Genomic DNA, 25,305 nt, shown 5'->3' with positions numbered 1-25,305 from the left:
AATGGGCGGTTATTATTGCAAGTAATTCTTGTTAACAGAAGTAATACAGTAACTTTATTTGTGCTTTTTCTGGCCGTCGGTCTACCGCGACGGCTAACCTAGACCTTTCAATACGGAGTTTTGTGATGTCAGCGCCTTCTGTTGTGATTGCCGGATGTGGCGATGTGGGTAGTCGGCTGGCTAGCCAATTGCTCGCCTCGGGATGGGAGGTGCACGGCTTGCGGCGGGATATTTCGCGGCTGCCCGCCGGCGTGATTGGCATTGCCGGCGACCTGTTCAACAAGGATTGCCCTGACACCTGGCCGATCGGCGGGGTGGATTACCTGGTGTATTGCGCCGCTGCGACAGATCACGACGAAGCCGGCTATCGCGCCGCTTATGTAGAAGGGCTGAAACACGTACTGGAGTGGTTGGGCGACTACGGTCAGGAGCCGAAACACTTGCTGTTTGTTTCCAGCAGCAGCGTCTATGGGCAGCAGAATGGAGAGTGGGTCGACGAAACGTCGGAGACTCAAGCCAAGGGTTATTCCGGGCAAGTGATGCTGGAGGCTGAGCAAGTGGCGCTCAATAGTGGCATCCCGGCCAGCATCGTGCGTCTGACCGGTATTTATGGCCCAGGCCGCGAATGGCTGCTGACCCAGGTTCGCCAGGGCTACCGTGTCGCAATCGATCCGCCTTTATATGGCAACCGCATTCATGCGGATGACGCGGCGGGCTTGTTGGCGTTTTTGTTGCGGCATGTGGAGCAGGGTGGCTCGCTGGATAAGGTCTACATCGGCGTCGACGATGCGCCCGCACCGCTGGCGGAAGTGGTGGCGTGGTTGCGCGAGTATCTGGGTGTGACGGAGTGGTCCGAGGATGCGAGTGTGCGTCGTGCCGGCAGCAAGCAGTGCAGCAATGCGCGAGCGAAGACGCTGGGCTGGGCGCCGACCTACCCAACTTACCGCGAAGGCTACGCGGCGATCCTCAAAGGCTGAAACACAGTCAAAAAATGTGGGAGCTGGCAAGCCAGCTCCCACATTTGGATCTGTGTTTGGCTACTTAATTACTTTTCCAGCAACCACTGCCGCGGTCCGGGCGTAAACGAAGGCACTTCATCCGCTCGCGCAGTATTGATCGCCTGGAAGATTTCCAGCTGCTTGCCTTTGCGCACGAAAATCCACGGGTTGCCCTGGCCGTTGAGTTGCAGCCAGATGCTGTCATAGCCGCCGCTCATGGAGGCGCAATCACCGGCCAGGCACAGCGAGTACCGATCAACATTAGGCAAGCCGACAACCTTGCCGTCAGCCTGGAACTGCACGATGGCGCCGCTACCGAAGCCGTCGCTGATCTTCCAGTCGCCGCCCATGTAGGCCGCGTACAGCGCACGCTCAAAGTTGGCGCCTATGGGGGCACCTTCCGGCGCGGGGTCCTTGGCGCGGGCAAACAGCTGTTCCGGCTCGTTGTCGTTGGCCGATTGCAGCAGTTGTTTGCCTTTGCGCTTCAATTCGGTAGCTGAGCTGCCGTAGAAATCCACGCTCCAGGCGCCGGATTTTTCACCCAGCAATTTGCCTTCGGCTACTTCAAAGCCGTTGTAGTAGCGCGCCTGCGAAGCCTTGGTATTAACCTCCCATTCGAGGTTAGGGCCATAGCTTTGCAAGGCTTCACGCAAAGGGCCGCCTTTGGCTGCCGCATCGATGGCGACCTGATTGATCCAGGTGCCGCTCACGTCCAGGTCGGCAGGGTTGCTGGCGCAGCCGCCGAGCAGCAGGGCGAGCAGTGATGAGGCTACAAGCGCTTTGCGCATCATGAAATCCTTTTAAAACGAAGTCGGCGCAGCCTATGGGAGGGCCGCGCCGGGTGTTTTACTCGATGACCAGAATCGCGTCCATCTCAACCTGTGCACCCTTTGGCAGGGCAGCAACGCCGATGGCAGCGCGGGCTGGGTACGGCTGTTCGAAGTACTTGCCCATGATCTCGTTGACCTTGGCGAAGTGGCTCAGGTCGGTGAGGAAAATGTTCAGCTTGACGATGTCCTTGAACGAACCGCCAGCAGCTTCAGCAACCGACTTGAGGTTTTCGAAGACCTGCACGGTCTGTGCTTCAAAGCCTTCCACCAGTTCCATGGTCTTTGGGTCCAGCGGGATCTGGCCAGACATGTAGACGGTATTGCCCGCCTTGATCGCCTGGGAGTAAGTGCCGATCGCGGCCGGGGCTTTATCGCTGGTGATAACGGTCTTGGTCATTTATGACTCCTTGTAAGAGGTGATGACGTATTTGAAGGCCTATGCCCGCATACGGGTGATGCGGATCACACCGATCAGGGCGCGCAGTTTCTTGATCACGCGGGCGAGGTGCACACGGTCGTGCACGCTGACCACCAGCTGGACCACGCTGATGCGACCATCGCGCTCGTCCATGCTGATTTTCTCGATATTGCCGTCGGCCGCGTTGACGCTGCTGGCCAGCAGGGCGATCAGGCCGCGTTGGTGTTCCAGCTCGACGCGCAACTCGACGTTGAATTCGCCGGTGACATCCTTGGCCCACGAGAGCTGGATGCATTTTTCCGGATTGTGACGGACTTCGGTGATGTTGCGGCAGTTGTCCAGGTGCACCACCATACCTTTGCCCGCCGACAAGTGGCCGACAATCGGGTCGCCCGGGATCGGCGTGCAACACTTGGCGTAGCTGAGCACCAAGCCTTCGGTGCCGCGAATCGCCAGTGGGCCTTCCGGGCTTGGTAGCTGCTCACCTTCGCCGAGCAAGCGGCGGGCGACGACGTAGGCCATGCGGTTGCCCAGGCCGATATCTTCCAGCAGATCTTCGATGGTTTCCTGGCGATACTCGTGAAGCATCGCTTGCACACGCTCTGTAGGAACTTTGTCTAGGGCACTGTCGAAACCATTAAGTACCTTGTTCAGCAGGCGTTCGCCGAGGCTGATGGATTCGGAGCGGCGCTGTAGCTTCAGGGCGTGACGGATATGTGTGCGCGCTTTGCCGGTGACCACAAAGTTGAGCCAGGCTGGGTTCGGGCGTGCGCCCGGCGCGCTGACGATCTCGACCGTGGAGCCGCTTTGCAGCGGTTCGGACAGCGGCGCGAGGCGGCGATTGATCCGACAGGCAATGCAGCTGTTGCCCACGTCGGTGTGCACCGCGTAGGCAAAGTCGACCGCCGTGGAGCCTTTGGGCAGCTCCATGATCCGGCCTTTGGGCGTGAACACGTAGACCTCGTCCGGGAACAGGTCGATCTTCACGCTTTCGATAAATTCGAGGGAGTTGCCGGCACGTTGCTGCATTTCCAGCACGCCCTTGACCCACTGGCGGGCGCGGGCATGGGTGCCTTTGGGCTGCTCGTCGCCGCTGGATTTGTACAGCCAATGGGCGGCGATGCCGTTGTTGGCCATCTCTTCCATTTCGCGGGTGCGGATCTGGATCTCGATCGGCACACCATGCATACCGAACAGCGTGGTATGCAGCGATTGGTAGCCGTTGGCCTTGGGAATCGCGATGTAGTCCTTGAAGCGGCCGGGCAGGGGCTTGTACAAATTATGTACAGCGCCGAGCACGCGGTAGCAGGTGTCAACCTTGTCGACGATGATCCGGAACGCGTACACGTCCATGATCTCGTTGAAGGCCCGACGCTTGCCGCGCATCTTCTTGTAGATGCCGTAGATGTGCTTCTGCCGCCCGCTGACTTCGCCTTCGATCTCGTCGATCGCCAGGCAATGGCTCAGCGACTCTTCGATCTTGTTGACGATTTCCTTGCGGTTGCCCCGGGCGCGTTTCACCGCCTGGTAGATGCGCGCCGAACGCATCGGGTGCATGGCCTTGAAACCGAGGTCTTCAAACTCGATACGGATGGCATGCATGCCCAGCCGGTTGGCGATGGGCGCGTAGATTTCCAGGGTTTCCTTGGCGATGCGCCGGCGTTTTTCGCCGGACAGCACTTCCAGCGTGCGCATGTTGTGCAGCCGGTCGGCCAGCTTGACCAGAATCACCCGAATGTCGCGGGCCATGGCCATGGCCATCTTCTGGAAGTTTTCCGCCTGGGCTTCGGCCTTGGTCTCGAAGTTCATCTGGGTCAGTTTGCTGACCCCGTCGACCAGTTCGGCCACGGTTTCACCGAACTGCGCTTGCAGCGCTTCTTTGGCGATACCGGTGTCTTCGATCACGTCATGCAGCATTGCGGCCATCAGGCTTTGATGGTCCATGTGCATGTCGGCAAGAATATTTGCCACCGCAAGGGGATGCGTGACATACGCCTCGCCACTACGGCGGCGTTGGCCGTCGTGGGCTTGTTCGGCGTAGAAATACGCTCGGCGGACCAGGTTGACCTGGTCTGGGCCGAGGTAGGCCGATAAGCGATCGGCGAGGGCGTCTATGCTCGGCAAAGTGTGAACTCCTGCCGTTGGCTGTGACCCCGCGCCGTGCTACGTCGACCAGGCATAGGCTTAGACGGCCTCGTTGGACTCGTCCTCGAACGCTGCAAACAGCGGTTCGTCTTCAACGATTTCGGCGTTGGCGATGAACTCGTAGCTCATCAGGCCTTCAGCGATTTCACGCAGGGCTACAACGGTAGGCTTGTCGTTTTCCCACTGGACCAGGGGCTCTTTGCCGCCAGTGGCCAGTTGACGGGCACGCTTGGTAGAGAGCATGACCAGCTCAAAGCGGTTATCCACGTGTTCTAGGCAGTCTTCAACGGTTACGCGGGCCATGGTATTCCTCGGAGCGAATGCAAGATGCGCGCTGCCCGGTTGGGCGAGCGGACTAAACAGTTTAAAAAATCACCAGCGTTTAGGGAAGCGCTGATTTTTCGCAGGCCCTCGCAAAACCGCTACAAGCGCCAATGTAAAGCCCTTGCAGCGGTTTTGGGAAGAGCCAATCAGCCGAGCAGTTCGGCCAGTAATTTGCCGAAACGCTGTTGTTGGCGCTTTTGCTGGAGCTGGTTGGTGCGAAAAATCGCCTTCAAATCGTCCAACGCGTGGGCAAAATCGTCGTTAATGATCAGGTAGTCATAGTCGACGTAATGGCTCATTTCGCTGACGGCCTCACGCATACGGCCTTCGATGATCTCGTCGCTGTCCTGGCCGCGATTTTTCAAGCGCTGGTGCAAGGCTTCAAGCGACGGCGGCAGGATGAAGATCGAACGCGCCTTGGGCATCAGTTGGCGCACTTGCTCGGCGCCCTGCCAGTCGATTTCCAGAATCAGGTCGTGGCCTTCGTCCAGGGTCTGCTGCAAGTGGCTTTGCGACGTGCCGTAGAGGTTGCCGAAGACTTCGGCGCGCTCGAGGAAGTCGCCGTGCTCGATCATCTTGACGAACTCGGTGCGTTCGACGAAGTGATAGTGCACGCCGTTCACCTCACCCGGGCGCATGGCGCGGGTGGTGTGGGAAACCGAGATGCGGATCTGCTCGTCAGCGTCGGTCAGGGCCTTGACCAGGCTGCTTTTGCCCGCGCCCGAGGGGGCGGAAATGATGTAAAGGGTGCCGGTGCTGTGGGTCATGGAGGTTGCCTTACTCAATATTCTGTACTTGTTCGCGCATCTGCTCGATCAACACTTTGAGGTTGACCGCAGCCGTGGTACTACGCGGATCGAACGCCTTGGAGCCCAGTGTATTGGCTTCGCGGTTGAGTTCCTGCATCAGGAAGTCCAGGCGCCGACCGGCGGCACCGCCCGATTTGAGCACGCGGCGCACTTCAAGGATGTGGGTGCTCAGGCGGTCGAGTTCTTCGGCGACGTCGCTCTTCTGCGCCAGCAACACCATTTCCTGTTCCAGGCGCACCGGGTCGAGGTCGGCCTTCATGTCGGTAAAGCGGTCGAGCACCTTCTGGCGCTGGGTGGCGAGCATCTGCGGCACCAGCTCGCGCAGGGTGACCACGTCTTCTTCGATGGAGGTAAGACGCTCGCTGATCAGGCGTGCCAGCTCGGCGCCTTCGCGCTCGCGGCCGGCCTTGAGCTCCTTCAAGCCCTGGTTGAACAGGGCGAGGGCTTCGGCGTTGAGGGCTTGCGGGTCGGTGGCGTCGGCCACCAATACGCCAGGCCAAGCCAGCACTTCCAGTGGGTTGAGCGCGGCAGGCTGCTTGATCAGGCCGGCGATGGTCTCGGCGGCGGCCACCAATTGTGCCGCGCGGTCGCGATCAACCTGCAGCGGCTTGCCGGTGGTTTCTTCGGTAAAGCGCAGGGTGCATTCCAGCTTGCCTCGGGAGATGCCCTGGCGCAGCGCCTCACGCACGGCGCCTTCGAGGTCGCGGAATGACTCCGGCAGACGCAGGTGCGGTTCCAGGTAGCGGCTGTTGACCGAGCGCAGCTCCCAGCTCAGGGTGCCTTGTACGCCGGCTTTTTCGACGCGGGCGAAGGCGGTCATGCTGTGCACCATGGAGGTACCTCGCGTTGCAGTCCCGCAAACACGGGCTGATGGTTAAGAAGGCGCAGGATTGTAGCGCAGTGGGCGAGCACGCCCAAACTCGACCATTCGTAACCGGATTTTTTAGCAGTGCCCCGAATCGGCTCGCGGCTCTATAATGCTCGGCAGTTTTTCGTCCTCAGTACAGGTGTCTCCCTATGAAACGTCCAAGTGGTCGCGCTGCCGATCAGCTCCGCTCGATCCGCATCACCCGCAGCTACACCAAACACGCCGAGGGGTCTGTACTGGTCGAGTTTGGCGATACCAAGGTGATCTGCACCGTCAGCGTCGAAAACGGCGTACCGCGTTTCCTTAAAGGCCAGGGCCAGGGTTGGTTGACCGCCGAGTACGGCATGCTGCCGCGCGCCACCGGTGAGCGTAACCAGCGTGAAGCCAGCCGTGGCAAGCAAGGCGGCCGCACCCTGGAAATCCAGCGCCTGATCGGTCGTTCCCTGCGCGCAGCCCTGGATATGTCCAAGCTGGGCGACGTGACCCTGTACGTCGACTGCGACGTGATCCAGGCCGACGGCGGCACCCGCACCGCGTCCATCACCGGCGCCATGGTCGCCCTGGTTGATGCACTCAAAGTGATCAAGAAGCGTGGCGGCCTGAAAGGCGGTGACCCGCTCAAGCAAATGATCGCTGCCGTATCGGTAGGCATGTACCAAGGCGAGCCTGTGCTGGACCTGGACTACCTGGAAGACTCGGCCGCCGAGACCGACCTGAACGTGGTGATGACCAGCACTGGTGGCTTCATCGAAGTGCAAGGCACTGCCGAAGGCGCGCCATTCCAGCCGGCTGATCTGAACGCCATGCTGGCCCTGGCCCAGAAAGGCATGACCGAGATTTTCGAACTGCAGAACGCCGCACTGGCTGACTGAGTCGGCCTCAAGGAGAAACGCCATGAATGACAGCCAAATGCCGGTGCCTACGCCTTCCTACGAAGTGCGTCAGGGGGCAATGTTGTGCCATCTCGCGGCGTTTCTGGGGTTTGTGTTCCCTTTCGGCAGTGTCGTAGGGCCGCTGATCCTGTGGCAGATGAAGAAAGAAGTGGACCCGTTCATTGATGATCAGGGCAAGGAAGCCCTGAACTTCCAGATCACCGTGGCCATCGCCTGGATGGTTTGCATCGTGCTGGCCTTTGCGGTGGTTGGGTTTTTCCTGATGTTTGCGCTGGCGATTGCCACTGTGGTGCTGACGATCATCGGCAGTATCAAGGCCAACAAGGGCATTGCCTATCGCTACCCCTTGACCTGGCGCGTGATCAAATAATGAGCAGGCACAAAAAAACCGACAGCGATGTCGGTTTTTTTGTGCCTGGAAAAAGACCTCAGATGGTCAGTGTCCAGTCGTAGTCCACGATCAGCGGCGCGTGCTGCGAGAAGCGCGGCTGGCGCGGCAGGCGTGCGCTGCGAACGAACCGGCGCAGGCCTGGGGTCAGCAACTGGTAGTCGAAACGCCAGCCCAGGTTGAGCATCTCAGCCTGTTCGTTGTCCGGCCACCAGCTGTACTGGTCGCCTTCGCGGCTGACTTCGCGCAGGGCATCCACGTAGCCCATGTTGCCGACAATCTCGTCCATCCAGGCGCGTTCTGGCGCCAGGAAACCCGGGGATTGCTGGCTGTCGCGCCAGTTCTTGATATCCAGCTTCTGTTGCGCCACGTACAGCGAGCCACAATAAATGTACTCGCGACGTTTGCGCCGCTGTTTATCCAGATAACGGGCGAAATCGTCCATTAGCTTGAACTTCTGGTTCAAGTCTTCATCGCCGTTCTGCCCCGAAGGAAGCAGCAAGGTCGCGATGCTGACCTTATCGAAATCGGCTTGCAGGTAGCGCCCGTAGCGGTCGGCTGTCTCGAAGCCGAGGCCGCTGATGACCGCCTTGGGTTGCAACCGCGAATACAAAGCCACGCCACCTTGGGTGGGCACTTCGGCATCGCAGGCATAAAGGAAGTAGCCATCCAGTTGGAAGGCTGGGTCGTCCAGTTCAAAGGCGGAGGCGCGGGTATCCTGCAGGCAGATGACGTCGGCATTCTGGGCTTGCAGCCAACTGAGCAAACCACGCTCGACTGCAGCCTGAATACCATTAACGTTCACACTGATGATCCGCATAAATGGCCCCAAAAATCGCGTGCGTGTATGATACACGCCGTCTACCTAATTAGCTAAATCCGTGGTATCTGAGGCTTTTTTCATGCAGGCGTATCAACGCGATTTCATTCGTTTTGCCATCGATCGCGGCGTTTTGCGCTTCGGTGAGTTCACTCTAAAGTCCGGGCGCACCAGCCCGTACTTTTTCAATGCGGGCTTGTTCAACTCGGGTTCGGCCCTGGCTCAGCTGGGTCGTTTCTACGCGGCAGCCATCGTCGAAAGCGGTATTTCCTTCGACGTTTTGTTCGGCCCGGCCTACAAAGGCATTCCCCTGGCGGCTGCAACTGCCGTGGCCCTGGCTGAACATCACGGGCAGGACCTGCCGTGGTGCTTCAACCGCAAAGAGGCCAAGGCCCATGGCGAAGGCGGTAGCCTGGTGGGCGCGCCGCTGACTGGCGATGTGTTGATCATCGATGACGTGATCACGGCCGGTACTGCTATCCGCGAAGTGATGCAGATCATCGCGTCCCAGGACGGCGCCAAGGCCGCCGGCGTGCTGATCGCGCTGAACCGCCAGGAACGTGGCAACGGTGAATTGTCGGCGATCCAGGAAGTGGAGCGCGACTTCGGTATTCCGGTGGTGAGCATCGTGTCGTTGAACCAGGTGCTGCAGTTTCTGGAAGATGATCCGCAGCTCAAGCAGCACTTGCCGGCTGTGCGTGCGTACCGCGAACAATTCGGCGTCTGACACAGATCTCCTGTGGGAGCGGGCTTGCCCGCGATAGCGGTGTATCAGGCAATAGAATTGTTGAATGTGTCGCCGCCATCGCAGGCAAGCCAGCTCCCACAGTGGGACTGCGTACAAACACGAAGGCCCCCGCTCAATTGAGTTAAGCGGGGGCCTTTTTGTTTGCAGCTACGGACGCTTGCGGTTACTGATCAGCGTGCCCACACCCGTGTCGGTGAAGATTTCCAGCAGGATCGCATTCGGTACCCGGCCATCCAGGATCAACGAGCTGCCCACACCGCCTTGCACCGCTTCCAGCGCGCAACGGATTTTAGGCAGCATGCCGCCGTAGATGGTGCCGTCGGCGATCAACTCGTCCACTTGTTGAGTGGTCAGGCCAGTCAGCACCTTGCCTTCCTTGTCCATCAGGCCAGCGATGTTGGTCAGCAGCATCAGCTTTTCAGCCTTCAGTGCTTCAGCCACCTTGCCGGCCACCAGGTCGGCGTTGATGTTGTAGGACTCGCCGTTTGCACCCACGCCGATCGGCGCGATCACCGGGATGAAGTCACCTTTCACCAGCAGGTTCAGCAGGTCGGTGTTGATGCCGATGACTTCACCCACTTGGCCGATGTCGATGATTTCCGGCTGGGTCATCTCTGGCGTCTGGCGGGTCACCGTCAGTTTTTTTGCGCGGATCAGCTCTGCGTCCTTGCCGGTCAGGCCGATGGCGCTGCCGCCGTGGCGGTTGATCAGGTTGACGATGTCCTTGTTGACCTGGCCGCCGAGGACCATCTCCACCACGTCCATGGTTTGCGCGTCAGTGACGCGCATGCCATCGATGAAGTGACTCTCGATCGACAAGCGCTTGAGCAGATCGCCGATTTGCGGGCCGCCACCGTGGACTACCACCGGGTTGATCCCCACGGCTTTCATCAACACGATGTCGCGGGCAAAGCCGGTTTTCAGCTCTTCGCTTTCCATGGCATTGCCGCCGTACTTGATCACCAGCGTCTTGCCGACGTAGCGTCGGATGTAAGGCAACGCTTCGGAAAGGACCTTGGCAGTGTTGGCAGCGGCTTCGCGTTCGAGGGTCATTCAGGGCTCCGGTTAAAAATCAGAACGGTAATTGGAGATCAGGGGCAACACGTTTCAACTGGGCGTGGAACACGTCCTTGATGCGCTGCAACTCAGCCTCGGTATCCGCCTCGAAACGCAGGACCAGCACCGGTGTGGTGTTGGACGCGCGAACCAGGCCCCAGCCTTTGGCGTAATCGACTCGCACACCATCAATGGTGGTCAGGTTGGCGCCTTCGCCCCATTGCGCATCGTGCAGTGCGTCAATGATGCTGAATTTGCTCTCCTCGGTCACATGGATATTGATCTCTGGCGTAGAAATATCATTCGGGAAGGTCTGAAACAGCTCTTCGGCCGTGGATTTTTCCTTGCTGAGGATCTCCAGCAGGCGTGCGGCACTGTAAATCCCATCGTCAAACCCGAACCAGCGTTCCTTGAAGAACACATGGCCGCTCATTTCGCCGGCCAACAGCGCGCCGGTTTCCTTCATTTTCTTTTTGATCAACGAGTGACCGGTCTTCCACATTAGCGGGCGACCGCCATATTCCTTGATCAGCGGCGTGAGGCGGCGGGTGCACTTCACGTCGAAGATGATCTCGGCGTTGGGGTTGCGCGCGACCACGTCGCGGGCGAACAGCATCAGCAGGCGATCCGGGAACACGATTTCACCGGTTTCGGTCACCACGCCCACGCGATCGCCGTCGCCGTCGAAGGCCAAGCCCACATCAGCCCCGGTTTCCTTGACCTTGGCGATCAGGTCCACCAGGTTTTCAGGCTTGCCCGGGTCCGGGTGATGGTTCGGAAAGTTGCCGTCAACGTCGCAGAACAATGGGATCACTTCGCAGTTCAGGGCTTCGAGCAGCTGCGGCGCGATCACGCCGGCCGCGCCGTTGCCACAGTCCACCACCACTTTCAGGCGGCGCGCGAGTTTGACGTCGCGGGTGATTTCATCAGAGTAGCGTTGCAGGATGTCGACTTTGGTGACGGTGCCCTGGCCGCTGGTCAGGTCGTTGGTCTTCAGGCGGTTGTGCAGGGCCTGGATCTGTTCGTTGGCCAGGGTGTCGCCAGCGATGACGATCTTGAAACCGTTGTAGTCCGACGGGTTATGGCTGCCGGTGAGCATCACCCCGGACTTGCCGGCCAGTACGTTGGCTGCGTAGTACAGCGCAGGCGTCGGCACCAGGCCCACGTCGCTGACATGGCAACCGCTGTCGGCCAGGCCCTGGATCAGTTGTTCCACCAGCTCCGGGCCGGACAGGCGACCGTCACGGCCAACCGAGACGTTGGGCTCGCCCTGGGCCAGGCTCTGGGAGCCGATGGCGCGACCAATCCAGTAGGCCGTTTCGGCAGTCAGGGTCTTGGGCACCACGCCACGAATGTCATAGGCGCGAAAGATGCTGTCGGGGAATGTCGGGGCTACGCGGGCTGCGGTACTCATCGCGGGGGGAAACTCCATCTGAAGGGGGCAAGGCTGGCCTTAATGTGACTGACCGGCAGGCTCAAACTGAAGGGTATGACGGTGTTTTCGGCAGAGAGTTCGTGGTGCAAAAATGCCATCGGAGTGCTGGCCCCGACTTGTTGTCTGCGTAATGCGTTGATTTTTATGGAGAAATCTCGCTGATAAAATCCGCGCATTCTTCGTCCTGAAAGCCCAGCGGTGGCGTCGGGCCGGGCAACGGCGCCCGGCCAGATTCAGCCTAGTCAGTGGCTGCCGGAATGCCCGAACCCGCCCGCGCCGCGCTGGGTTTCGTCGAATTCCTCTACCAGTTCGAAATGTGCCTGTACGACCGGCACCAGTACCAACTGGGCAATGCGCTCGCCGACGGCGATGTTGAACGCGGTCTGGCCACGGTTCCAGCATGACACCATCAGCTCGCCCTGATAGTCCGAGTCGATCAGGCCCACCAGGTTGCCCAGCACGATGCCGTGTTTATGACCCAGGCCGGAGCGCGGCAAGATCAGCGCAGCGAGGCCAGGGTCGCCGACGTAGATCGACAGGCCCGTGGGAATCAGAATGGTCTGGCCCGGCTCAAGCACTGTGTCTTGCTTGAGCATGGCGCGCAGGTCGAGGCCGGCGGAGCCCGGGGTGGCATAGGCTGGCAGCGGGAATTCGTTGCCGATGCGTGGGTCGAGGATCTTGGCTTGCAAAGTGTGCATGGACATTAAACCTGGTTCAGCCGTTGGGCGATAAAAGAGATCAGTTGGCGGGCAATCTTGCCTTTGCTGGTCTGGGCGAAAAGGGTGGCGTGCAGCTCGCGGTCGATCACGCTGCAGGCGTTTTCCTCACTGTTGAAGCCGATGCTCGGGTTGGCGACATCATTGGCAACGATCAGGTCGAGGTTTTTGTCTTTCAATTTGCGTGCTGCGTAGTCCAGCAAATGCTCGGTCTCGGCGGCGAAGCCGACACTGAACGGACGGTCCGGGCGCGTGGCGATGGTGGCCAGAATGTCCGGGTTGCGCACCATTTGCAGGAGCAGGCCGTCACCGCTCGTAGGGTCTTTCTTGAGCTTTTGCGGGGCGACGACTTCCGGGCGGTAGTCCGCAACCGCTGCCGAGGCGATAAACAGGTCGCACGGAATGGCCGCCTCACAGGCCGCGAGCATGTCGCGGGCGCTGACTACGTCGATTCGCGTGACCCGATCCGGGGTCGGCAAATGCACCGGGCCGGTGATCAAGGTAACGCGTGCGCCTGCCTCGACCGCCGCTTCGGCCAGCGCAAAGCCCATTTTTCCTGAGCTATGGTTGGTGATGTAGCGCACCGGGTCGATGTTTTCCTGGGTTGGGCCAGCCGTGATCAGCACATGCTTGCCAGTGAGTGCCAAGTGCTGGAAGCACTCGGCGGCGCACTGGGCCAGGTCGGTGGCTTCAAGCATGCGACCCATGCCGACGTCGCCGCAGGCCTGGCTGCCGGAGGCCGGGCCGAATACCTTGAGGCCACGGCTTTGCAGGAGTTGGGTGTTGGCCTGGGTGGCCGGGTCGCGCCACATGGCCTGGTTCATGGCCGGGGCGATGGCGACGGTGGCGTCGGTGGCCAGTACCAGGGTGGTCAGCAGGTCATCGGCGATGCCTTGGGCCAGGCGCGCGATCAGGTCGGCGGTGGCCGGGGCGATCAGCACCAGGTCGGCCCATTTGGCCAGCTCGATATGGCCCATGGCGGCTTCGGCCGCCGGGTCCAGCAGATCCAGGTGAACCGGGTGCCCGGACAAGGCCTGCATGGTCAACGGCGTGATGAACTCACTGCCGCCGCGAGTCATGACCACGCGCACTTCGGCGCCTTGGTCCAGGAGCCTGCGGACCAGCTCTGCGCTCTTGTAGGCGGCAATGCCGCCGCCAACGCCGAGAACGATGCGTTTCCGATACAGACGCTGCATTGGTTTGCCTTTCCAGTTCAGTGATGCCAGTTCAGTGGCGCCTGCGATGCCCCCTCCCCAGGGGAAATCGCGGCAAAAAAGAGGGCCTACGATAACACAGCGTCCGCGAGGCAACAGCGGTGCACGTGGCGCATAGGACGCATAGGGAAAGGGAGGCGGGATGAGTATTCGCGATTGGCCAGCAGCAGAGCGGCCGCGAGAGAAGCTTTTGGAATGGGGCGCGGCGAGCCTGTCGGATGCCGAGCTGCTGGCGATCTTCCTGCGTACCGGGGTCGCTGGCAGGAGCGCGGTGGACTTGGCGCGCCATCTGTTGGCGCAATTCGGTGGCTTGCGCCCATTGTTGGAGGCCAGCCAGGTGCTGTTCAACCAGCAATTGGGCCTTGGGCCGGCGAAATTTGCCCAGTTGCAGGCAGTGCTGGAAATGTCCCGGCGACATATGGCCGAGCGCCTGCGTAAGGATTCGGTGCTGGAAAGCCCGGTAGCCGTGCGTGATTACCTGAAGGCTTTGCTGCGCCATGAGCCTCACGAGATCTTCGGTTGCCTGTTTCTCGACTCAAAACACAGGGTGCTGGGTTTCGAAGCGTTATCCCAGGGCACCATTGACGCGGCGATGGTTTACCCCCGGCAAGTGGTCAAGCGCGCCCTGGCGTATAACGCGGCGGCCTTGATCCTGTGCCACAACCATCCTTCCGGCAGCGCAGAGCCCAGTGCGGCTGATCGAAAATTGACCAAGTTGCTGCAAAAGGCCTTGGAAGTAGTGGACGTGCGGGTACTGGATCACATCATTGTGGGCGATGGCGATCCGTTGTCGATGGCGGAATACGGGTGGATGTAAGCCCGCCCATGGGGGCGGGCTTGGTTGTCAGGGCTTGACGCTGACCTTGGAGAAATCCTGGCGCCCGAACGGGCTCACCTGATAGCCCTCGACATTCTTGCGGGTCAGGGCAAATGCCGTAGGGTGCGCCAGCGGCAGCCACAACGCTTGCTGCTGGATCTGCGCCTGGGCCTGCTGATACAGCTTGCTGCGTACTCCCTGCTCGCTGGTGGTCTTGCCGGCGCTGATCAGCTTGTCCAGGGCGGGGTCGCAGTAGCGGGCGAAATTGGTGCCGGATTTGACTGCCGCACAGGAGAACTGCGGGGTAAGGAAGTTATCCGGGTCGCCGTTGTCGCCGGCCCAGCCCATGAACAGCAAGTCGTGCTCGCCGGCTTTGGCGCGGCGAATCAACTCGCCCCATTCGATCACGCGGATCTCGGCCTGGATGCCGACCTTGGCCAGGTCAGCCTGCAGCAGTTGTGCGCCGAGGTTCGGGTTGGGGTTCAGCAGGCTGCCGGTGGGGCGGGTCCAGATAGTGGTCTTGAAACCATCCTTGAGCCCGGCACGGTCCAGCAGCCCCTTGGCCTTGGCGAGGTCCTGTGGATAACCGGGCAGCTCTTTGGCGTAGCTCCAGGTGTTGGGCGGGAAAGGTCCGTTCGCGGCTTCGGCAGTGCCTTCAAACACGGCCTTGAGGTAACTGCCCTTGTCGAAGGCCAGGTTGATCGCCTGGCGTACTTCGGGCTTGTCCAGGGGCGGGTGCTGGCTGTTGATGGCCACGAAGGCGGTCATGAAGGCGGCGGTTTTCTCCACCTTGAGCGCCGGGTCCTTTTCGGCCTCGCCCACGTCCAGCGGCTTGGGCGAAAGGGCAATCTGGCATTCATTGCGGTGCAATTTCTGCAGGCGCACGTTGGCGTCCGGCGTGATCGCGAAGATCAAGTTATCCACAGCCGGTTTGCCGGCGAAGTAGTCCGGGTTGGCCTTGTAGCGCACCACGGCATCTTTCTGGAAGCGGCTGAAGATGAACGGCCCGGTGCCGATGGGCTGGCTGTTGAGCTTCTCCGGCGTGCCGGCCTTGAGCAGTTTGTCGGCGTATTCGGCCGGGTAGATCGAGGCAAAGCCCATGCTCAGGGCGGCGAGGAAGGTGGAGTCGGCGTGATCCAGGGTAAAGCGCACGGTCAGCGGGTCAAGAGCGTCGATCTTCTTGACCAGTGCGGGCAACTGCAGCGACTGCGCATGGGGGAAACCGCTCTGGGCGATCTTGTGCCACGGGTTGGCCGGGTCGAGCATGCGTTCGAAGCTGAAGCGCACGTCTTCCGCGGTCAGGGTACGGCTTGGGGTGAAGTATTCGGTGCGATGAAACTTCACATCCGGGTGCAGCTTGAAGGTATAGGTCAGGCCATCCGGCGAGACTTCCCAGCTGTCTGCCAGGCTTGGCACCAGCTTGCCGCTGGCCGCGTCGTAGTCCACCAGGCGGTTCATCAGCACGTCGGCTGAAGCATTGGTGGTGGTCAGTGAGTTGTATTGCACCACATCGAACCCTTCGGGGCTGGCCTCGGTGCAAACGCTCAGATTGGTGGCAGCAACAGCCGCCGGAGCGATAAATAGAGGGGCAAGCAATAGCGGTAGGGCAGCGAGGCGCATGTTCGGTTTCCTTTGCAGATCGAAGGCCCATCTGCGAGTGCAGTCTGGAAAAGTCCTACCGTAGAGGTCTGACAGATAAATGACTAGCCCATTTTTGCCTGTGCTTTTGCCTGAAATGCTGTTTTGATGGCGCCTCAGCGCGTTCCGCCGTGCGCTTCACTGCGCGCGCGGGCGCTGTAAATCATTCTGTGCGACGAGTGGTCGATTGTTACTGCGGCCCCTATTAGCAACGGTTCAGGCGTTTGCCGCCGAGATTTACGCCGGTAAAAACACACGGGCTGTTGTTGCACTAGGGTCTTTCTGGTATAAAGCAGCGCTCTTTTCTAGGGGCCCGGTTCCTTCGCTTGTAGGTGTAGCCGGTAAGACCCTAAAGAAACGCGGCGCCTGGCGCCAAATGACTGAGAGATTAAGCGGCCAACCCATGCCGGGTTGGGCATGTGGTTTTAGAGGGCTGAGGCATGTCGAGAGTATGTCAAGTTACCGGTAAGGGTCCGGTGACTGGGAATAACATTTCCCACGCAAATAACAAAACCCGTCGTCGTTTCCTGCCAAACCTGCAGCATCACCGCTTCTGGGTTGAAGAAGAGAAACGTTTTGTCCGTCTGCGCGTATCTGCTAAAGGCATGCGTATCATCGACAAGCGTGGCATCACTGTCGTGCTGGCCGAAATTCGTGCCGCTGGCAAGATTTAAGGAGCTATATCATGCGTGAATTGATTCGAATGATCTCTAGCGCCGGTACTGGTCACTTCTACACTACCGACAAGAACAAGCGTACTACCCCGGACAAGCTCGAAAAGAAAATGTTCGACCCGCGCGTTCGCAAGCACGTGATCTACAAAGAAGGCAAAATCAAGTAATTGGTTTTCTTCAATGTGAAAAAAAGCCCGTCTCTCACGATTCGGGCTTTTTTTTGCCTGCAATTTGCTGATCAGGCTTTCTGTTCAAACACTACGTAGATCTTGCGGCACGGCTCCAGCACTTCCCAGGTGCCGCTGAAACCGGCCGGGATCACGAAGCGGTCACCGGCGCGCAAGGTCTTGGCGTTGCCGTCGGCATCACGCAGGACGGACACACCCTGCACAATCTCGCAGTACTCATGCTCGCTGTAGTTGACCTTCCAGTGCCCGACCTCACCTTCCCAGACCCCGGCGCTCATTTGGCCGCACGGGCTGTTGTAGTGGTTGTAGACCGTTTGCTCGGGATCGCCCTTGAGGATTTTTTCGGCAGCAGGGCGGTAGCGCTCGGCGGCGGTCTTGGCTTGGCTGAAGTCGACGATGTCCTGGATGCTCATGTGCGGTTCCCGTCTGGCCTGCGGTTGGAGAGCCCAAAGTCTATGTTTATTAAAATGAACATCGCAAGGGCGTTTACTGGCGTTATGTCAAATATATTGAAACATCCCCAGCCGCTGGTTTAGGGTGGCAGCTGCCTTGAGCCGAACAGATGGCTGGCCGGGCAAGCATTCTTTGAGGCTGCCGGGGGACATCGCCTGGCCCTCGTATTCAATAAGAGGAGGACACTCGCATGACCACCCTGACCCGTGCCGACTGGGAACAACGCGCCAAGGAACTGAAGATCGAAGGCCGCGCCTACATCAATGGTGAGTACACCGCCGCCGTTTCCGGTGACACCTTCGAATGCATCAGCCCGGTCGATGGCCGCCTGCTGGCCACTGTTGCCAGCTGTGACGCCACCGATGCCCAGCGCGCTGTGGAAAACGCCCGCGCCACGTTCAACTCCGGTGTGTGGTCGCGCCTGGCACCGGCCAAACGCAAAGCCACCATGATCCGTTTCGCTTCGTTGCTCAAGGCCAATGCCGAGGAGCTGGCGCTGCTTGAAACCCTGGACATGGGCAAGCCGATCAGCGACTCCCTGAACATCGACGTACCCGGCGCGGCGAATGCCCTGAGTTGGAGCGGCGAGGCCATCGACAAGATCTACGACGAAGTTGCCGCCACCCCGCACGACCAACTGGGTCTGGTGACCCGCGAGCCTGTCGGCGTGGTGGGCGCTATCGTGCCGTGGAACTTCCCGCTGATGATGGCCTGCTGGAAGCTCGGCCCGGCGCTGTCCACCGGTAACTCGGTAATCCTCAAGCCGTCCGAAAAGTCCCCGCTGACCGCCATCCGTATCGCGGCCCTGGCCGTTGAAGCCGGTATTCCAAAAGGCGTGTTCAACGTGCTGCCGGGTTACGGCCACACCGTGGGCAATGCGCTGGCGCTGCACATGGACGTCGACACCCTGGTGTTCACCGGTTCGACCAAAATCGCCAAGCAACTGTTGATTCGCTCCGGTGAATCGAACATGAAGCGCGTGTGGCTGGAAGCGGGCGGCAAGAGCCCGAACATCGTGTTCGCCGATGCGCCGGACCTGCAAGCGGCCGCCGAATCTGCCGCTGGCGCCATTGCGTTCAACCAGGGCGAAGTGTGCACCGCGGGTTCGCGTCTGCTGGTGGAGCGTTCGATCAAGGACACTTTCCTGCCGCTGGTGATCGAAGCCCTCAAGGGCTGGAAGCCCGGCAACCCGCTGGACCCAGCCACTAACGTGGGCGCGCTGGTGGATACCCAGCAAATGAACACCGTGCTTTCGTACATCGAAGCCGGCCATGCCGATGGCGCCAAGTTGGTAGCTGGCGGCAAGCGCACCCTGGAAGAGACGGGCGGCACGTACGTCGAGCCGACGATTTTCGACGGCGTGACCAACGCGATGAAGATCGCCCAGGAAGAGATCTTTGGCCCAGTGCTGTCGGTGATCACCTTCGACAGCGCAGAAGAAGCGATCAAGATCGCCAACGATACCGTCTACGGCCTGGCTGCCGCGGTGTGGACGGCAGACATCTCCAAGGCGCACCTGACCGCCAAAGCCCTGCGTGCCGGTAGCGTGTGGGTCAACCAATACGATGGCGGCGACATGACCGCGCCGTTTGGTGGCTTCAAGCAGTCGGGCAATGGTCGCGACAAATCGCTGCATGCGTTCGACAAGTACACCGAGCTGAAGTCGACCTGGATCAAGCTCTAAGCAACACCGCAGTCCAAATGTGGGAGCGGGCTTGTGTGGGAGCTGGCTTGCCTGCGATGCAGACACCTCGGTATGTCAGTCATACCGAGGTGATGCGATCGCAGGCAAGCCAGCTCCTACACAAACTCAGCTCCCACACTGTTTTGTATGACCTTAAGAATTATCCACAGGAGCGGGACATGCGTTGGGCGACCTATTTCGCCGTCTTGGCCTCGGTGCTCAGTGTCGGCCTGGCGCTGGGCGTCAGTATGCCGCTGGTGTCCCTGCGCCTGGAAAGCTGGGGTTATGGCAGTTTTGCCATCGGCGTGATGGCGGCGATGCCGGCCTTCGGTGTGCTGCTCGGCGCGAAGGTGTCCAGTCGCATGGCCTCCTGGCTCGGAACCGCCAACCTCATGCGCCTGTGTTTGTGGGCGGGCGCGGTGTCCATCGGCTTGTTGGCGATCCTGCCCAGCTACCCGGTGTGGCTGGTGCTACGCCTGATGATCGGGGTGATCCTGACCATCGTATTTATCCTGGGCGAAAGCTGGATCAACCAGTTGGTGGTGGAGCAATGGCGCGGCCGTCTGGTGGCACTGTATGGCTGCACGTATGCCCTGAGCCAACTGTCTGGCCCATTGTTGCTGGGCTTGATCGGCACCGACCATGACTACGGTTTCTGGGTCGGCGTCGGTCTGTTGGTGGTGGCGCCGTTGCTGTTGCTGGGACGCTCCGGCGCACCGACTGCCGAGTCCTTCAGCGTGACCTTCGCTGACCTGTGGCGTTTCTGTCTGAGCCTGCCGGCGATTGCGTGGGCGGTGGCGTTATTCGCTGCGTTCGAGGCGATGATTCTGACGTTGTTGCCGATTTACTGCCTGCAACAGGGCTTTACCGCCGAAATCGCCTTGGCCATGGTCAGTACGGTGGTGGTCGGCGATGCGTTGCTGCAGTTGCCCATTGGTGCACTGGCCGACTACCTGCCTCGGCGCACGCTGTTCCTGAGTTGTGCGGTGCTGTTGCTTGCGTCGAGCCTGGCGATTCCGTTGTTGATGCATACGTCGTTGATCTGGCCGATCTGGGTGTTGTTCGGCGCGAGTGCTGGAGGCTTGTTTACCCTGTCGCTGATCCTGATCGGCGAGCGTTATCGCGACGATGCCCTGGTGCGCGCCAATGCCCACGTGGCGCAACTGTGGGGCATCGGTTGCCTGATCGGCCCTTTGGTGGCAGGGGCGGGCAGCCAGTGGATCAGCGGGCATGCACTGCCGCTGCTAATGGCAGCCGGTGCGTTGGGATTGGTGGTGCTGTTGCTGCGCCAAGGCGCGTTCGGCGTGGCGCAACCGGCCTGACCCTGAAATGCGATCAATATGTGGGGGCTGGCTTGCCTGCGATAGCGGTGGGTCAGCAGTTTATCCGTTGCCTGGCACTCCGCCATCGCAGGCAAGCCAGCTCCCACAGTTGATCTCCTCTGGCTCTAGAGCATGCGTTCCAAGCCAACTGACGTTGCAAACCACGCATTGAACCGTCGCCACCAACTGCCCGGCTCGCGGGTCAGGGTGTGCAGTTGGCCGTTATCCTCGGTCACCCACACTATTTGGCCATCCTGCAATTTCGCCTCATAGCTCAAGGCCGGCGCCATGCCTTGCAGCGCTAGGTTGCGCACGTGCTCCGCCAGCTCGGGGCTGTCGACCAGCACGCCGACTTCGGTATTCCACAGCACTGAGCGTGGGTCGAAGTTGAACGAGCCGATAAACGATTTCTGCCGGTCAAAGATCATCGCCTTGCTGTGCAGGCTGGAGTCCGAGCCGCGGAAGGTGCCGCGCCGGAACAGATGCGGCCCGCTGCCTGCGCTGGGGTCACCGGGTTGACGGCGCAGTTCGTAGAGCTTCACGCCGTGTTCCAGCAGCGCCTTGCGATAGGGCGCATAACCGCCGTGTACAGCCGGCACGTCAGTGGCTTCCAGGGAGTTGGTCAGCAGGCTGACCGACACCCCCGCATCGGCGCGCCCGGTCAGGTACACCAGCCCCGGTTGCCCCGGCACGAAATACGCCGAGATCATCATCAGCTCATGGCTGACCCCTTCCAGTTCCGGTGCCAGTTGAGTGGTGAGCAGCAACCGAGGGTCTGGGTCGGCTTTGGACAGCACCTTGCTTGGTGCGTCCCACAGCGCCTGGTTCCAGGCCCAGATCAGTTCGCGGCGCCAGATGTCCATGCGCGGTTGGGTCTGGTAGGTGCGCAAGCGGTTGTAGAGTGCATGGTTCTGCTGGCGCGATTCGGCCAGCGATGCTTCCAGGTACGCGCGCGCGTCGGCGAGGTCGCCTTTGGAAGGTGTATTGGAAACGAAGTTGTCGATGGGCTTGCTCAGGGCGCTGTTCCAGTACTGGTCGAAACTGTGTCCAAGCTGCTCGGCTACCGGGCCCACGCTGAGCATGTCGATATCGGTGAAGTTCAGGTTGGGCTCTGCATCGAAATACTCATCCCCCAGGTTGCGTCCGCCGACGATGGCCACGCTGTTGTCCGCCAGCCATAGCTTGTTGTGCATGCGCCGATGCTGCAGTGACAGGTTGAACAAGCGGCCCATGGCGCGCGTCACGCCGGTGCTGCGCCCCAGGTGCAGGGGGTTGAACAGGCGGATTTCGATTTTGGGGTGGGCGGCGAGCGTGGCGATGATCTGGTCGAGGCCGTCGCTGGTGGTGTCGTCCAGCAGGATGCGCACGCGCACGCCACGGTCGGCGGCCTTGAGCAGTTCGTCCACCAGCATGCGCGTGCTGATGCCGTCGTGCACGATGTAGTACTGCAGGTCCAGGCTGGTCTGGGCGTTGCGGATCAGTTCGGCGCGGGCCATGAAGGCCTCGCTGCTGTTGGGCAGCAGGCGAAAACCCGAGCGCCCTTGATACGGCGCGGCCTGGGCCTGGATAGAGCGGCCGAACGACGACTGCGCCGCGGGCAGGGCATCGCTCGGGATACGCGGTGCAGGCGCCGTGGCGCAGCCGCCCAGAGCCAGGGCTCCCAACAGGAAAAACGGTAATAGCCGTTGCATCATCAAGGGAGTTGCTTCCAGATCAGGGCGGTTGTCGGCATATGACGGCGATTTTCTGCGAAAGGTCAGTCGGCTGCCTCGGCCAGCATTTTGCTCGCGGCAGCCCCCACCTTGCGCACAGCTTCTTCAATCTGCGGCGTAGGCTTGGCAGCGTAGTTCATGCGCAGGCAGTTCCGGTACTTGCCCGATGCAGAAAAAATGCTGCCTACGGCAATCTGGACGCCTTGCTCCATCAGCACGCGGTTGAGCTTCAAGGTATCAAAGCCCTCCGGCAGCTCGACCCATAGCATGAAGCTGCCCTGGGGCCGGCTGGCGCGGGTGCCTGTCGGAAAATAGCGGCTGACCCAATCGAGTATCAAGTCGCGATTACGCTGGTATTGGGTGCGCATCCGCCGCAAATGCGGCTCGAAGTGCCCGTTTTTCAGGAATTCGGCAATGGCGATCTGCGGTTGTGTCGCCGTGGAACCCGTGCTGATGTATTTCATGTGCAGCACGCGCTCCAAGTATCGACCGGGAGCCACCCAACCAATGCGCAAACCGGGCGCCAGGGTTTTCGAGAACGAGCTGCACAGCAGTACACGGCCGTCTTCGTCGAAGGACTTGATGGTGCGCGGGCGCGGGTAGCTATAGGCCAATTCGCCGTACACATCGTCCTCAATGATTGCCACGTCAAAGCGCTGGGCCAGGGTGAGTAGTGCCCGCTTGCGCGCCTCCGGCATGATGTAGCCCAGGGGGTTGTTGCAGTTGGGGGTCAGCTGGATGACCTTGATCGGCCACTGTTCCAGCGCCAGTTCCAGCGCTTCGAGGCTGATGCCGGTGATCGGGTCAGTAGGGATTTCCAAGGCTTTCATGCCCAGGCCCTTGAGGGTCTGCATGGCGCCGTGAAAGCTCGGCGAATCCACTGCGACGATGTCGCCAGGCTCGCAAATGGCATGGATGCTGGCGGACAGCGCCTCATGGCAACCGGTGGTGATCACGATGTCCTCGGCGGTCAACTGGCAGCCGGAATCCAATGACAGTCGCGCAATTTGCTCGCGCAGCTCCATACAGCCGAGGATGTTGTCGTAATACAGGCCGGGCAGGTCCTGGCGGCGGCTCACGCGGGCGAGGCTGCGCAGCAAAGGTTTCAGGGTGGGGGACAGCACATCTGGCATGCCGCGCCCCATCTGTATGACATCTTTGCGCGGCACCGCGCGAATCAGCTCCAGCACCTGGTCCCACTGGGATATCTCTACCGGTCGTTGGGCCGGTCGACCAATCTCGGGCAGGGCTGGCAGCTCGCGGCCGACCGGTACGAAATAGCCGGATTTCGGCTTGGGCATAGCGAGGCCGTTATCTTCCAGCAATCGATAGGCCTGCTGCACGGTGCTCAGGCTGACCCCATGTTCCACACTCAAGGCCCGCACAGACGGCAAGCGATCACCGGGGCGATAGAAGCCTTGTTCGATGCGCGTGCCCAATAATTCGGCGAGGTTCACATAAAGGGTCATGGTGGTCGCTCCCCGGGGACCAGTACAGATTGGGCGAAAATACAGGATTCAGGCGCCAATAGGCAGTGTCTGTATGGATTTAATATAAGCAGGTTGAATCTGTATTGGTTTGTGCTGCGCACTCATGCTTGTCACTCAAGGCGACAACGCAAATGAGGGGCAGCAAAATGAACGGTATGAGCGATGTGCGGCTGGCGTTACACAGCCAGGAACTGGAGGCTGGGCAGGAGCGGGCGACGGCGCCGCGCAACGTCAGCCGCTGGAACCTGTTCTGGCACCGCCGTCAAACGCGCAAGGCTTTGCTGCACTTGACCCGTGAGCAATTGCGCGACGTCGGGCTGAGCGCTGAACAGGCGCGCCAGGAAGGGTTGAAACCTTTCTGGCGCAGCTGATTCACACCAGCTCTTTGAAGCGGTGCCAGAGCATCCCCAGCGCCAACAGTGGCGAGCGCAGGTGCTTGCCGCCAGGGAACGTCATGTGCGGCACCTGGGCGAACAGGTCGAAGCGGCCCTGTTGCTGGCCGCTGATGGCTTCAGCGAGCAGCTTGCCCGCCAGGTGCGTGGCGTTGAGCCCATGGCCGGCGTAGGCCTGGGCGTAATACACGTTGGGCTGCTCCGCGAGCCGGCCAATCTGGGGCAGGCGGTTGGCGCCGATGCCGATCATGCCGCCCCATTGATAGTCGACTTTTACATCGGCCAACTGCGGGAATACCTGCAACATTTTCGGGCGCATATAGGCGCCGATGTCCTGGGGATCACGGCCGGAATAGTGGCAGGCACCGCCGAACAACAGGCGGCGGTCGGCGGACAGTCGGAAGTAATCCACCGTTACCCGCTGGTCACACACCGCCATATTCCGAGGCAGCAGTTTGCTGGCCTGAGCTTCGCTTAACGGCTCGGTGGCGATGATGTAACTGCCGGCGGGCAACACCTTGCCGCTCAGGTGCGGGTTGAGGCCATTGAGGTAGGCGTTGCACGCCAGCACCAAGGTCTTGGCGCGCACGTTGCCCTGGGCGGTGTGTACGTTGACCTCGGGGCCGTAGTCGATGCGCGTGACCTGGGACTGCTCGAACAGCTTCACGCCCAATTGCTGCGCGGCGGCGGCTTCGCCGAGGGCCAGGTTGAGCGGATGCAAGTGGCCCGAGCCCATGTCGATCATGCCGCCCACGTAGCGCTCGGAGCCGATCACGCTGCTCATCTGGTCTGCTTGCAGCAGGCGCACCTCATGGCGATAACCGAGGCTGCGCAGTTCTTCGGCGTCGTCCGCCAGGCCTTTGAGGTCTCGGGGTTTGTTGGCGAGGTCGCAGTAACCCCAGGTCAGGTCGCAGGGGATCTGAAAACGTTCGACGCGCTCACGCACGATCTCCACGGCTTCCAGGCCCATCAGCTTCATTTGGCGCACACCATCGGTGCCGATCACATTGGCGAACTGGTCCAGGCCATGGCCGACGCCACGAATCAACTGGCCACCGTTACGTCCGCTGGCGCCCCAGGCGATCTTGCGCGCCTCCAACAGCACTACGCTGAACCCGCGCTCGGCCAGCTCCAGCGCCGTGTTCAGCCCGGAAAAACCGCCGCCGACCACGCACACATCGGCAGTGACTTCGCCTGCCAACACGGGGTAATCCGGTTGCGGCACGCTGCTGGCGGCGTAGTAAGAGGCGGTGTGCCGGGCGCTGGCGGTCAT

25 protein-coding genes and 1 pseudogene are annotated in these 25,305 nt (G+C 60.7%); 10 read left to right on the top strand and 16 right to left on the bottom strand.

All coding sequences use genetic code 11. From position 1 onward, the window contains the following. Positions 1-125 precede the first annotated feature (125 nt). Complete coding sequence (locus tag JBO08_RS13440) at positions 126-977, top strand: SDR family oxidoreductase (RefSeq protein WP_065875481.1); 852 nt, start codon at positions 126-128, stop codon at positions 975-977. Between the two features lie 68 nt (positions 978-1,045). Here JBO08_RS13440 and JBO08_RS13435 read toward each other — a convergent pair whose 3' ends face one another. The 6 genes from JBO08_RS13435 to JBO08_RS13410 all read right to left on the bottom strand — a co-directional run bounded on the left by JBO08_RS13435 (position 1,046) and on the right by JBO08_RS13410 (position 6,356). Next, entirely contained in the window at positions 1,046-1,786 is a 741-nt protein-coding gene (locus tag JBO08_RS13435; RefSeq protein WP_065875480.1) for a hypothetical protein, read from the bottom strand. 58 nt (positions 1,787-1,844) lie between these two features. After that, positions 1,845-2,225, bottom strand: a complete 381-nt coding sequence (locus tag JBO08_RS13430; RefSeq protein WP_003176922.1) for a RidA family protein — start codon at positions 2,223-2,225, stop codon at positions 1,845-1,847. A 39-nt stretch (positions 2,226-2,264) separates the two neighbouring features. Then, entirely contained in the window at positions 2,265-4,370 is a 2,106-nt protein-coding gene (spoT, locus tag JBO08_RS13425) for a bifunctional GTP diphosphokinase/guanosine-3',5'-bis pyrophosphate 3'-pyrophosphohydrolase (protein WP_065875478.1), read from the bottom strand. Between the two features lie 60 nt (positions 4,371-4,430). Further along, entirely contained in the window at positions 4,431-4,694 is a 264-nt protein-coding gene (gene rpoZ / locus JBO08_RS13420) for a DNA-directed RNA polymerase subunit omega (protein ID WP_003176920.1), read from the bottom strand. A 167-nt stretch (positions 4,695-4,861) separates the two neighbouring features. Next, positions 4,862-5,482, bottom strand: a complete 621-nt coding sequence (gmk, locus tag JBO08_RS13415; protein ID WP_065875477.1) for a guanylate kinase — start codon at positions 5,480-5,482, stop codon at positions 4,862-4,864. Positions 5,483-5,492: 10 nt separating this feature from the next. Continuing rightward, positions 5,493-6,356, bottom strand: a complete 864-nt coding sequence (locus JBO08_RS13410; RefSeq protein WP_049710930.1) for a YicC/YloC family endoribonuclease — start codon at positions 6,354-6,356, stop codon at positions 5,493-5,495. A gap of 185 nt (positions 6,357-6,541) precedes the next feature. On the opposite strand from JBO08_RS13410, the gene rph reads away from it, so the two are divergent. After that, the gene (rph, locus tag JBO08_RS13405) at positions 6,542-7,264 is read left to right on the top strand and encodes a ribonuclease PH (RefSeq protein WP_220074667.1); all 723 of its coding nucleotides are present in this window, start codon (positions 6,542-6,544) and stop codon (positions 7,262-7,264) included. Positions 7,265-7,286: 22 nt separating this feature from the next. Continuing rightward, entirely contained in the window at positions 7,287-7,655 is a 369-nt protein-coding gene (locus JBO08_RS13400) for a DUF4870 domain-containing protein (RefSeq protein WP_065875476.1), read from the top strand. Positions 7,656-7,713: 58 nt separating this feature from the next. Here the strand turns inward: JBO08_RS13400 and JBO08_RS13395 are convergent, their stop codons facing one another. Beyond that, entirely contained in the window at positions 7,714-8,493 is a 780-nt protein-coding gene (locus JBO08_RS13395; protein WP_003195493.1) for an exodeoxyribonuclease III, read from the bottom strand. 82 nt (positions 8,494-8,575) lie between these two features. Here JBO08_RS13395 and pyrE point away from each other — a divergent pair, with 82 nt between their 5' ends. Then, the gene (gene pyrE, locus JBO08_RS13390; protein ID WP_003195489.1) at positions 8,576-9,220 is read left to right on the top strand and encodes an orotate phosphoribosyltransferase; all 645 of its coding nucleotides are present in this window, start codon (positions 8,576-8,578) and stop codon (positions 9,218-9,220) included. Between the two features lie 168 nt (positions 9,221-9,388). On the opposite strand, the gene argB is transcribed toward pyrE, so the two are convergent. From argB to coaBC, 4 genes and pseudogenes are all read right to left on the bottom strand, one after another. Next, entirely contained in the window at positions 9,389-10,294 is a 906-nt protein-coding gene (argB, locus tag JBO08_RS13385) for an acetylglutamate kinase (protein WP_017735763.1), read from the bottom strand. 19 nt (positions 10,295-10,313) lie between these two features. Continuing rightward, positions 10,314-11,720, bottom strand: a pseudogene (locus JBO08_RS13380) (phosphomannomutase/phosphoglucomutase); the annotation flags it as partial. A gap of 254 nt (positions 11,721-11,974) precedes the next feature. Next, positions 11,975-12,430 carry a dUTP diphosphatase gene (dut, locus tag JBO08_RS13375; RefSeq protein WP_220074668.1) on the bottom strand — a complete coding sequence of 152 codons (456 nt, stop codon included), beginning with the start codon at positions 12,428-12,430 and terminating at the stop codon, positions 11,975-11,977. Positions 12,431-12,435: 5 nt separating this feature from the next. Beyond that, complete coding sequence (gene coaBC, locus JBO08_RS13370; RefSeq protein ID WP_043048060.1) at positions 12,436-13,644, bottom strand: bifunctional phosphopantothenoylcysteine decarboxylase/phosphopantothenate--cysteine ligase CoaBC; 1,209 nt, start codon at positions 13,642-13,644, stop codon at positions 12,436-12,438. Between the two features lie 160 nt (positions 13,645-13,804). Between coaBC and radC the strand changes: the two genes are divergently transcribed. After that, a complete protein-coding gene (radC, locus tag JBO08_RS13365; RefSeq protein WP_065875475.1) occupies positions 13,805-14,479 on the top strand; it encodes a DNA repair protein RadC in 675 nt (224 codons plus the stop codon). A 27-nt stretch (positions 14,480-14,506) separates the two neighbouring features. Here radC and JBO08_RS13360 read toward each other — a convergent pair whose 3' ends face one another. Next, positions 14,507-16,099: an ABC transporter substrate-binding protein gene (locus JBO08_RS13360; RefSeq protein ID WP_065875474.1), complete on the bottom strand. Its 1,593-nt coding sequence runs from the start codon at positions 16,097-16,099 to the stop codon at positions 14,507-14,509. Positions 16,100-16,557: 458 nt separating this feature from the next. Here JBO08_RS13360 and rpmB point away from each other — a divergent pair, with 458 nt between their 5' ends. Both rpmB and rpmG read left to right on the top strand, forming a co-directional pair. Further along, positions 16,558-16,791 carry a 50S ribosomal protein L28 gene (gene rpmB, locus JBO08_RS13355; RefSeq protein ID WP_003176907.1) on the top strand — a complete coding sequence of 78 codons (234 nt, stop codon included), beginning with the start codon at positions 16,558-16,560 and terminating at the stop codon, positions 16,789-16,791. Positions 16,792-16,802: 11 nt separating this feature from the next. Continuing rightward, positions 16,803-16,958, top strand: a complete 156-nt coding sequence (rpmG, locus tag JBO08_RS13350) for a 50S ribosomal protein L33 (protein WP_003176906.1) — start codon at positions 16,803-16,805, stop codon at positions 16,956-16,958. A gap of 71 nt (positions 16,959-17,029) precedes the next feature. Here rpmG and JBO08_RS13345 read toward each other — a convergent pair whose 3' ends face one another. Next, positions 17,030-17,392, bottom strand: coding sequence for a cupin domain-containing protein (locus JBO08_RS13345; RefSeq protein ID WP_065875473.1), 363 nt, complete (start codon positions 17,390-17,392; stop codon positions 17,030-17,032). A gap of 230 nt (positions 17,393-17,622) precedes the next feature. Between JBO08_RS13345 and JBO08_RS13340 the strand changes: the two genes are divergently transcribed. Next, positions 17,623-19,116, top strand: a complete 1,494-nt coding sequence (locus tag JBO08_RS13340; protein ID WP_065946060.1) for an aldehyde dehydrogenase — start codon at positions 17,623-17,625, stop codon at positions 19,114-19,116. 179 nt (positions 19,117-19,295) lie between these two features. Continuing rightward, a complete protein-coding gene (locus tag JBO08_RS13335; RefSeq protein WP_065875471.1) occupies positions 19,296-20,438 on the top strand; it encodes an MFS transporter in 1,143 nt (380 codons plus the stop codon). A gap of 125 nt (positions 20,439-20,563) precedes the next feature. On the opposite strand, the gene JBO08_RS13330 is transcribed toward JBO08_RS13335, so the two are convergent. After that, positions 20,564-22,132, bottom strand: coding sequence for a phospholipase D family protein (locus tag JBO08_RS13330; RefSeq protein WP_065875470.1), 1,569 nt, complete (start codon positions 22,130-22,132; stop codon positions 20,564-20,566). Between the two features lie 62 nt (positions 22,133-22,194). Further along, positions 22,195-23,619: a PLP-dependent aminotransferase family protein gene (locus JBO08_RS13325; RefSeq protein WP_065875469.1), complete on the bottom strand. Its 1,425-nt coding sequence runs from the start codon at positions 23,617-23,619 to the stop codon at positions 22,195-22,197. Positions 23,620-23,786: 167 nt separating this feature from the next. Here JBO08_RS13325 and JBO08_RS13320 point away from each other — a divergent pair, with 167 nt between their 5' ends. Then, positions 23,787-24,011 (top strand): DUF1127 domain-containing protein, encoded by a 225-nt coding sequence (locus JBO08_RS13320; protein ID WP_065875468.1) that lies wholly within the window; start codon positions 23,787-23,789, stop codon positions 24,009-24,011. Position 24,012: 1 nt separating this feature from the next. Here the strand turns inward: JBO08_RS13320 and JBO08_RS13315 are convergent, their stop codons facing one another. Further along, positions 24,013-25,305: an FAD-binding oxidoreductase gene (locus JBO08_RS13315; RefSeq protein WP_220074669.1), complete on the bottom strand. Its 1,293-nt coding sequence runs from the start codon at positions 25,303-25,305 to the stop codon at positions 24,013-24,015.

The organism is Pseudomonas sp. LAP_36 (assembly GCF_019456785.1).
Taxonomy (GTDB): domain Bacteria; phylum Pseudomonadota; class Gammaproteobacteria; order Pseudomonadales; family Pseudomonadaceae; genus Aquipseudomonas; species Aquipseudomonas tritici.
The sequence above is the reverse complement of the archived record's forward strand: the minus strand, read 5'-3'. Positions and strand labels throughout refer to the sequence as shown.

Coding starts and splice junctions, on each gene's coding strand:
- JBO08_RS13320 (WP_065875468.1), top strand. CDS start 23,787: ATGAACGGTATGAGCGATGTGCGGCTGGCGTTACACAGCCAGGAACTG.
- gmk (WP_065875477.1), bottom strand. CDS start 5,482: ATGACCCACAGCACCGGCACCCTTTACATCATTTCCGCCCCCTCGGGC.
- JBO08_RS13440 (WP_065875481.1), top strand. CDS start 126: ATGTCAGCGCCTTCTGTTGTGATTGCCGGATGTGGCGATGTGGGTAGT.
- JBO08_RS13330 (WP_065875470.1), bottom strand. CDS start 22,132: ATGATGCAACGGCTATTACCGTTTTTCCTGTTGGGAGCCCTGGCTCTG.
- rph (WP_220074667.1), top strand. CDS start 6,542: ATGAAACGTCCAAGTGGTCGCGCTGCCGATCAGCTCCGCTCGATCCGC.
- JBO08_RS13315 (WP_220074669.1), bottom strand. CDS start 25,305: ATGACCGCCAGCGCCCGGCACACCGCCTCTTACTACGCCGCCAGCAGC.
- pyrE (WP_003195489.1), top strand. CDS start 8,576: ATGCAGGCGTATCAACGCGATTTCATTCGTTTTGCCATCGATCGCGGC.
- rpmB (WP_003176907.1), top strand. CDS start 16,558: ATGTCGAGAGTATGTCAAGTTACCGGTAAGGGTCCGGTGACTGGGAAT.
- JBO08_RS13360 (WP_065875474.1), bottom strand. CDS start 16,099: ATGCGCCTCGCTGCCCTACCGCTATTGCTTGCCCCTCTATTTATCGCT.
- JBO08_RS13335 (WP_065875471.1), top strand. CDS start 19,296: ATGCGTTGGGCGACCTATTTCGCCGTCTTGGCCTCGGTGCTCAGTGTC.
- JBO08_RS13410 (WP_049710930.1), bottom strand. CDS start 6,356: ATGGTGCACAGCATGACCGCCTTCGCCCGCGTCGAAAAAGCCGGCGTA.
- JBO08_RS13435 (WP_065875480.1), bottom strand. CDS start 1,786: ATGCGCAAAGCGCTTGTAGCCTCATCACTGCTCGCCCTGCTGCTCGGC.
- JBO08_RS13395 (WP_003195493.1), bottom strand. CDS start 8,493: ATGCGGATCATCAGTGTGAACGTTAATGGTATTCAGGCTGCAGTCGAG.
- dut (WP_220074668.1), bottom strand. CDS start 12,430: ATGCACACTTTGCAAGCCAAGATCCTCGACCCACGCATCGGCAACGAA.
- radC (WP_065875475.1), top strand. CDS start 13,805: ATGAGTATTCGCGATTGGCCAGCAGCAGAGCGGCCGCGAGAGAAGCTT.
- argB (WP_017735763.1), bottom strand. CDS start 10,294: ATGACCCTCGAACGCGAAGCCGCTGCCAACACTGCCAAGGTCCTTTCC.
- JBO08_RS13340 (WP_065946060.1), top strand. CDS start 17,623: ATGACCACCCTGACCCGTGCCGACTGGGAACAACGCGCCAAGGAACTG.
- coaBC (WP_043048060.1), bottom strand. CDS start 13,644: ATGCAGCGTCTGTATCGGAAACGCATCGTTCTCGGCGTTGGCGGCGGC.
- rpoZ (WP_003176920.1), bottom strand. CDS start 4,694: ATGGCCCGCGTAACCGTTGAAGACTGCCTAGAACACGTGGATAACCGC.
- JBO08_RS13430 (WP_003176922.1), bottom strand. CDS start 2,225: ATGACCAAGACCGTTATCACCAGCGATAAAGCCCCGGCCGCGATCGGC.
- JBO08_RS13400 (WP_065875476.1), top strand. CDS start 7,287: ATGAATGACAGCCAAATGCCGGTGCCTACGCCTTCCTACGAAGTGCGT.
- JBO08_RS13345 (WP_065875473.1), bottom strand. CDS start 17,392: ATGAGCATCCAGGACATCGTCGACTTCAGCCAAGCCAAGACCGCCGCC.
- rpmG (WP_003176906.1), top strand. CDS start 16,803: ATGCGTGAATTGATTCGAATGATCTCTAGCGCCGGTACTGGTCACTTC.
- JBO08_RS13325 (WP_065875469.1), bottom strand. CDS start 23,619: ATGACCCTTTATGTGAACCTCGCCGAATTATTGGGCACGCGCATCGAA.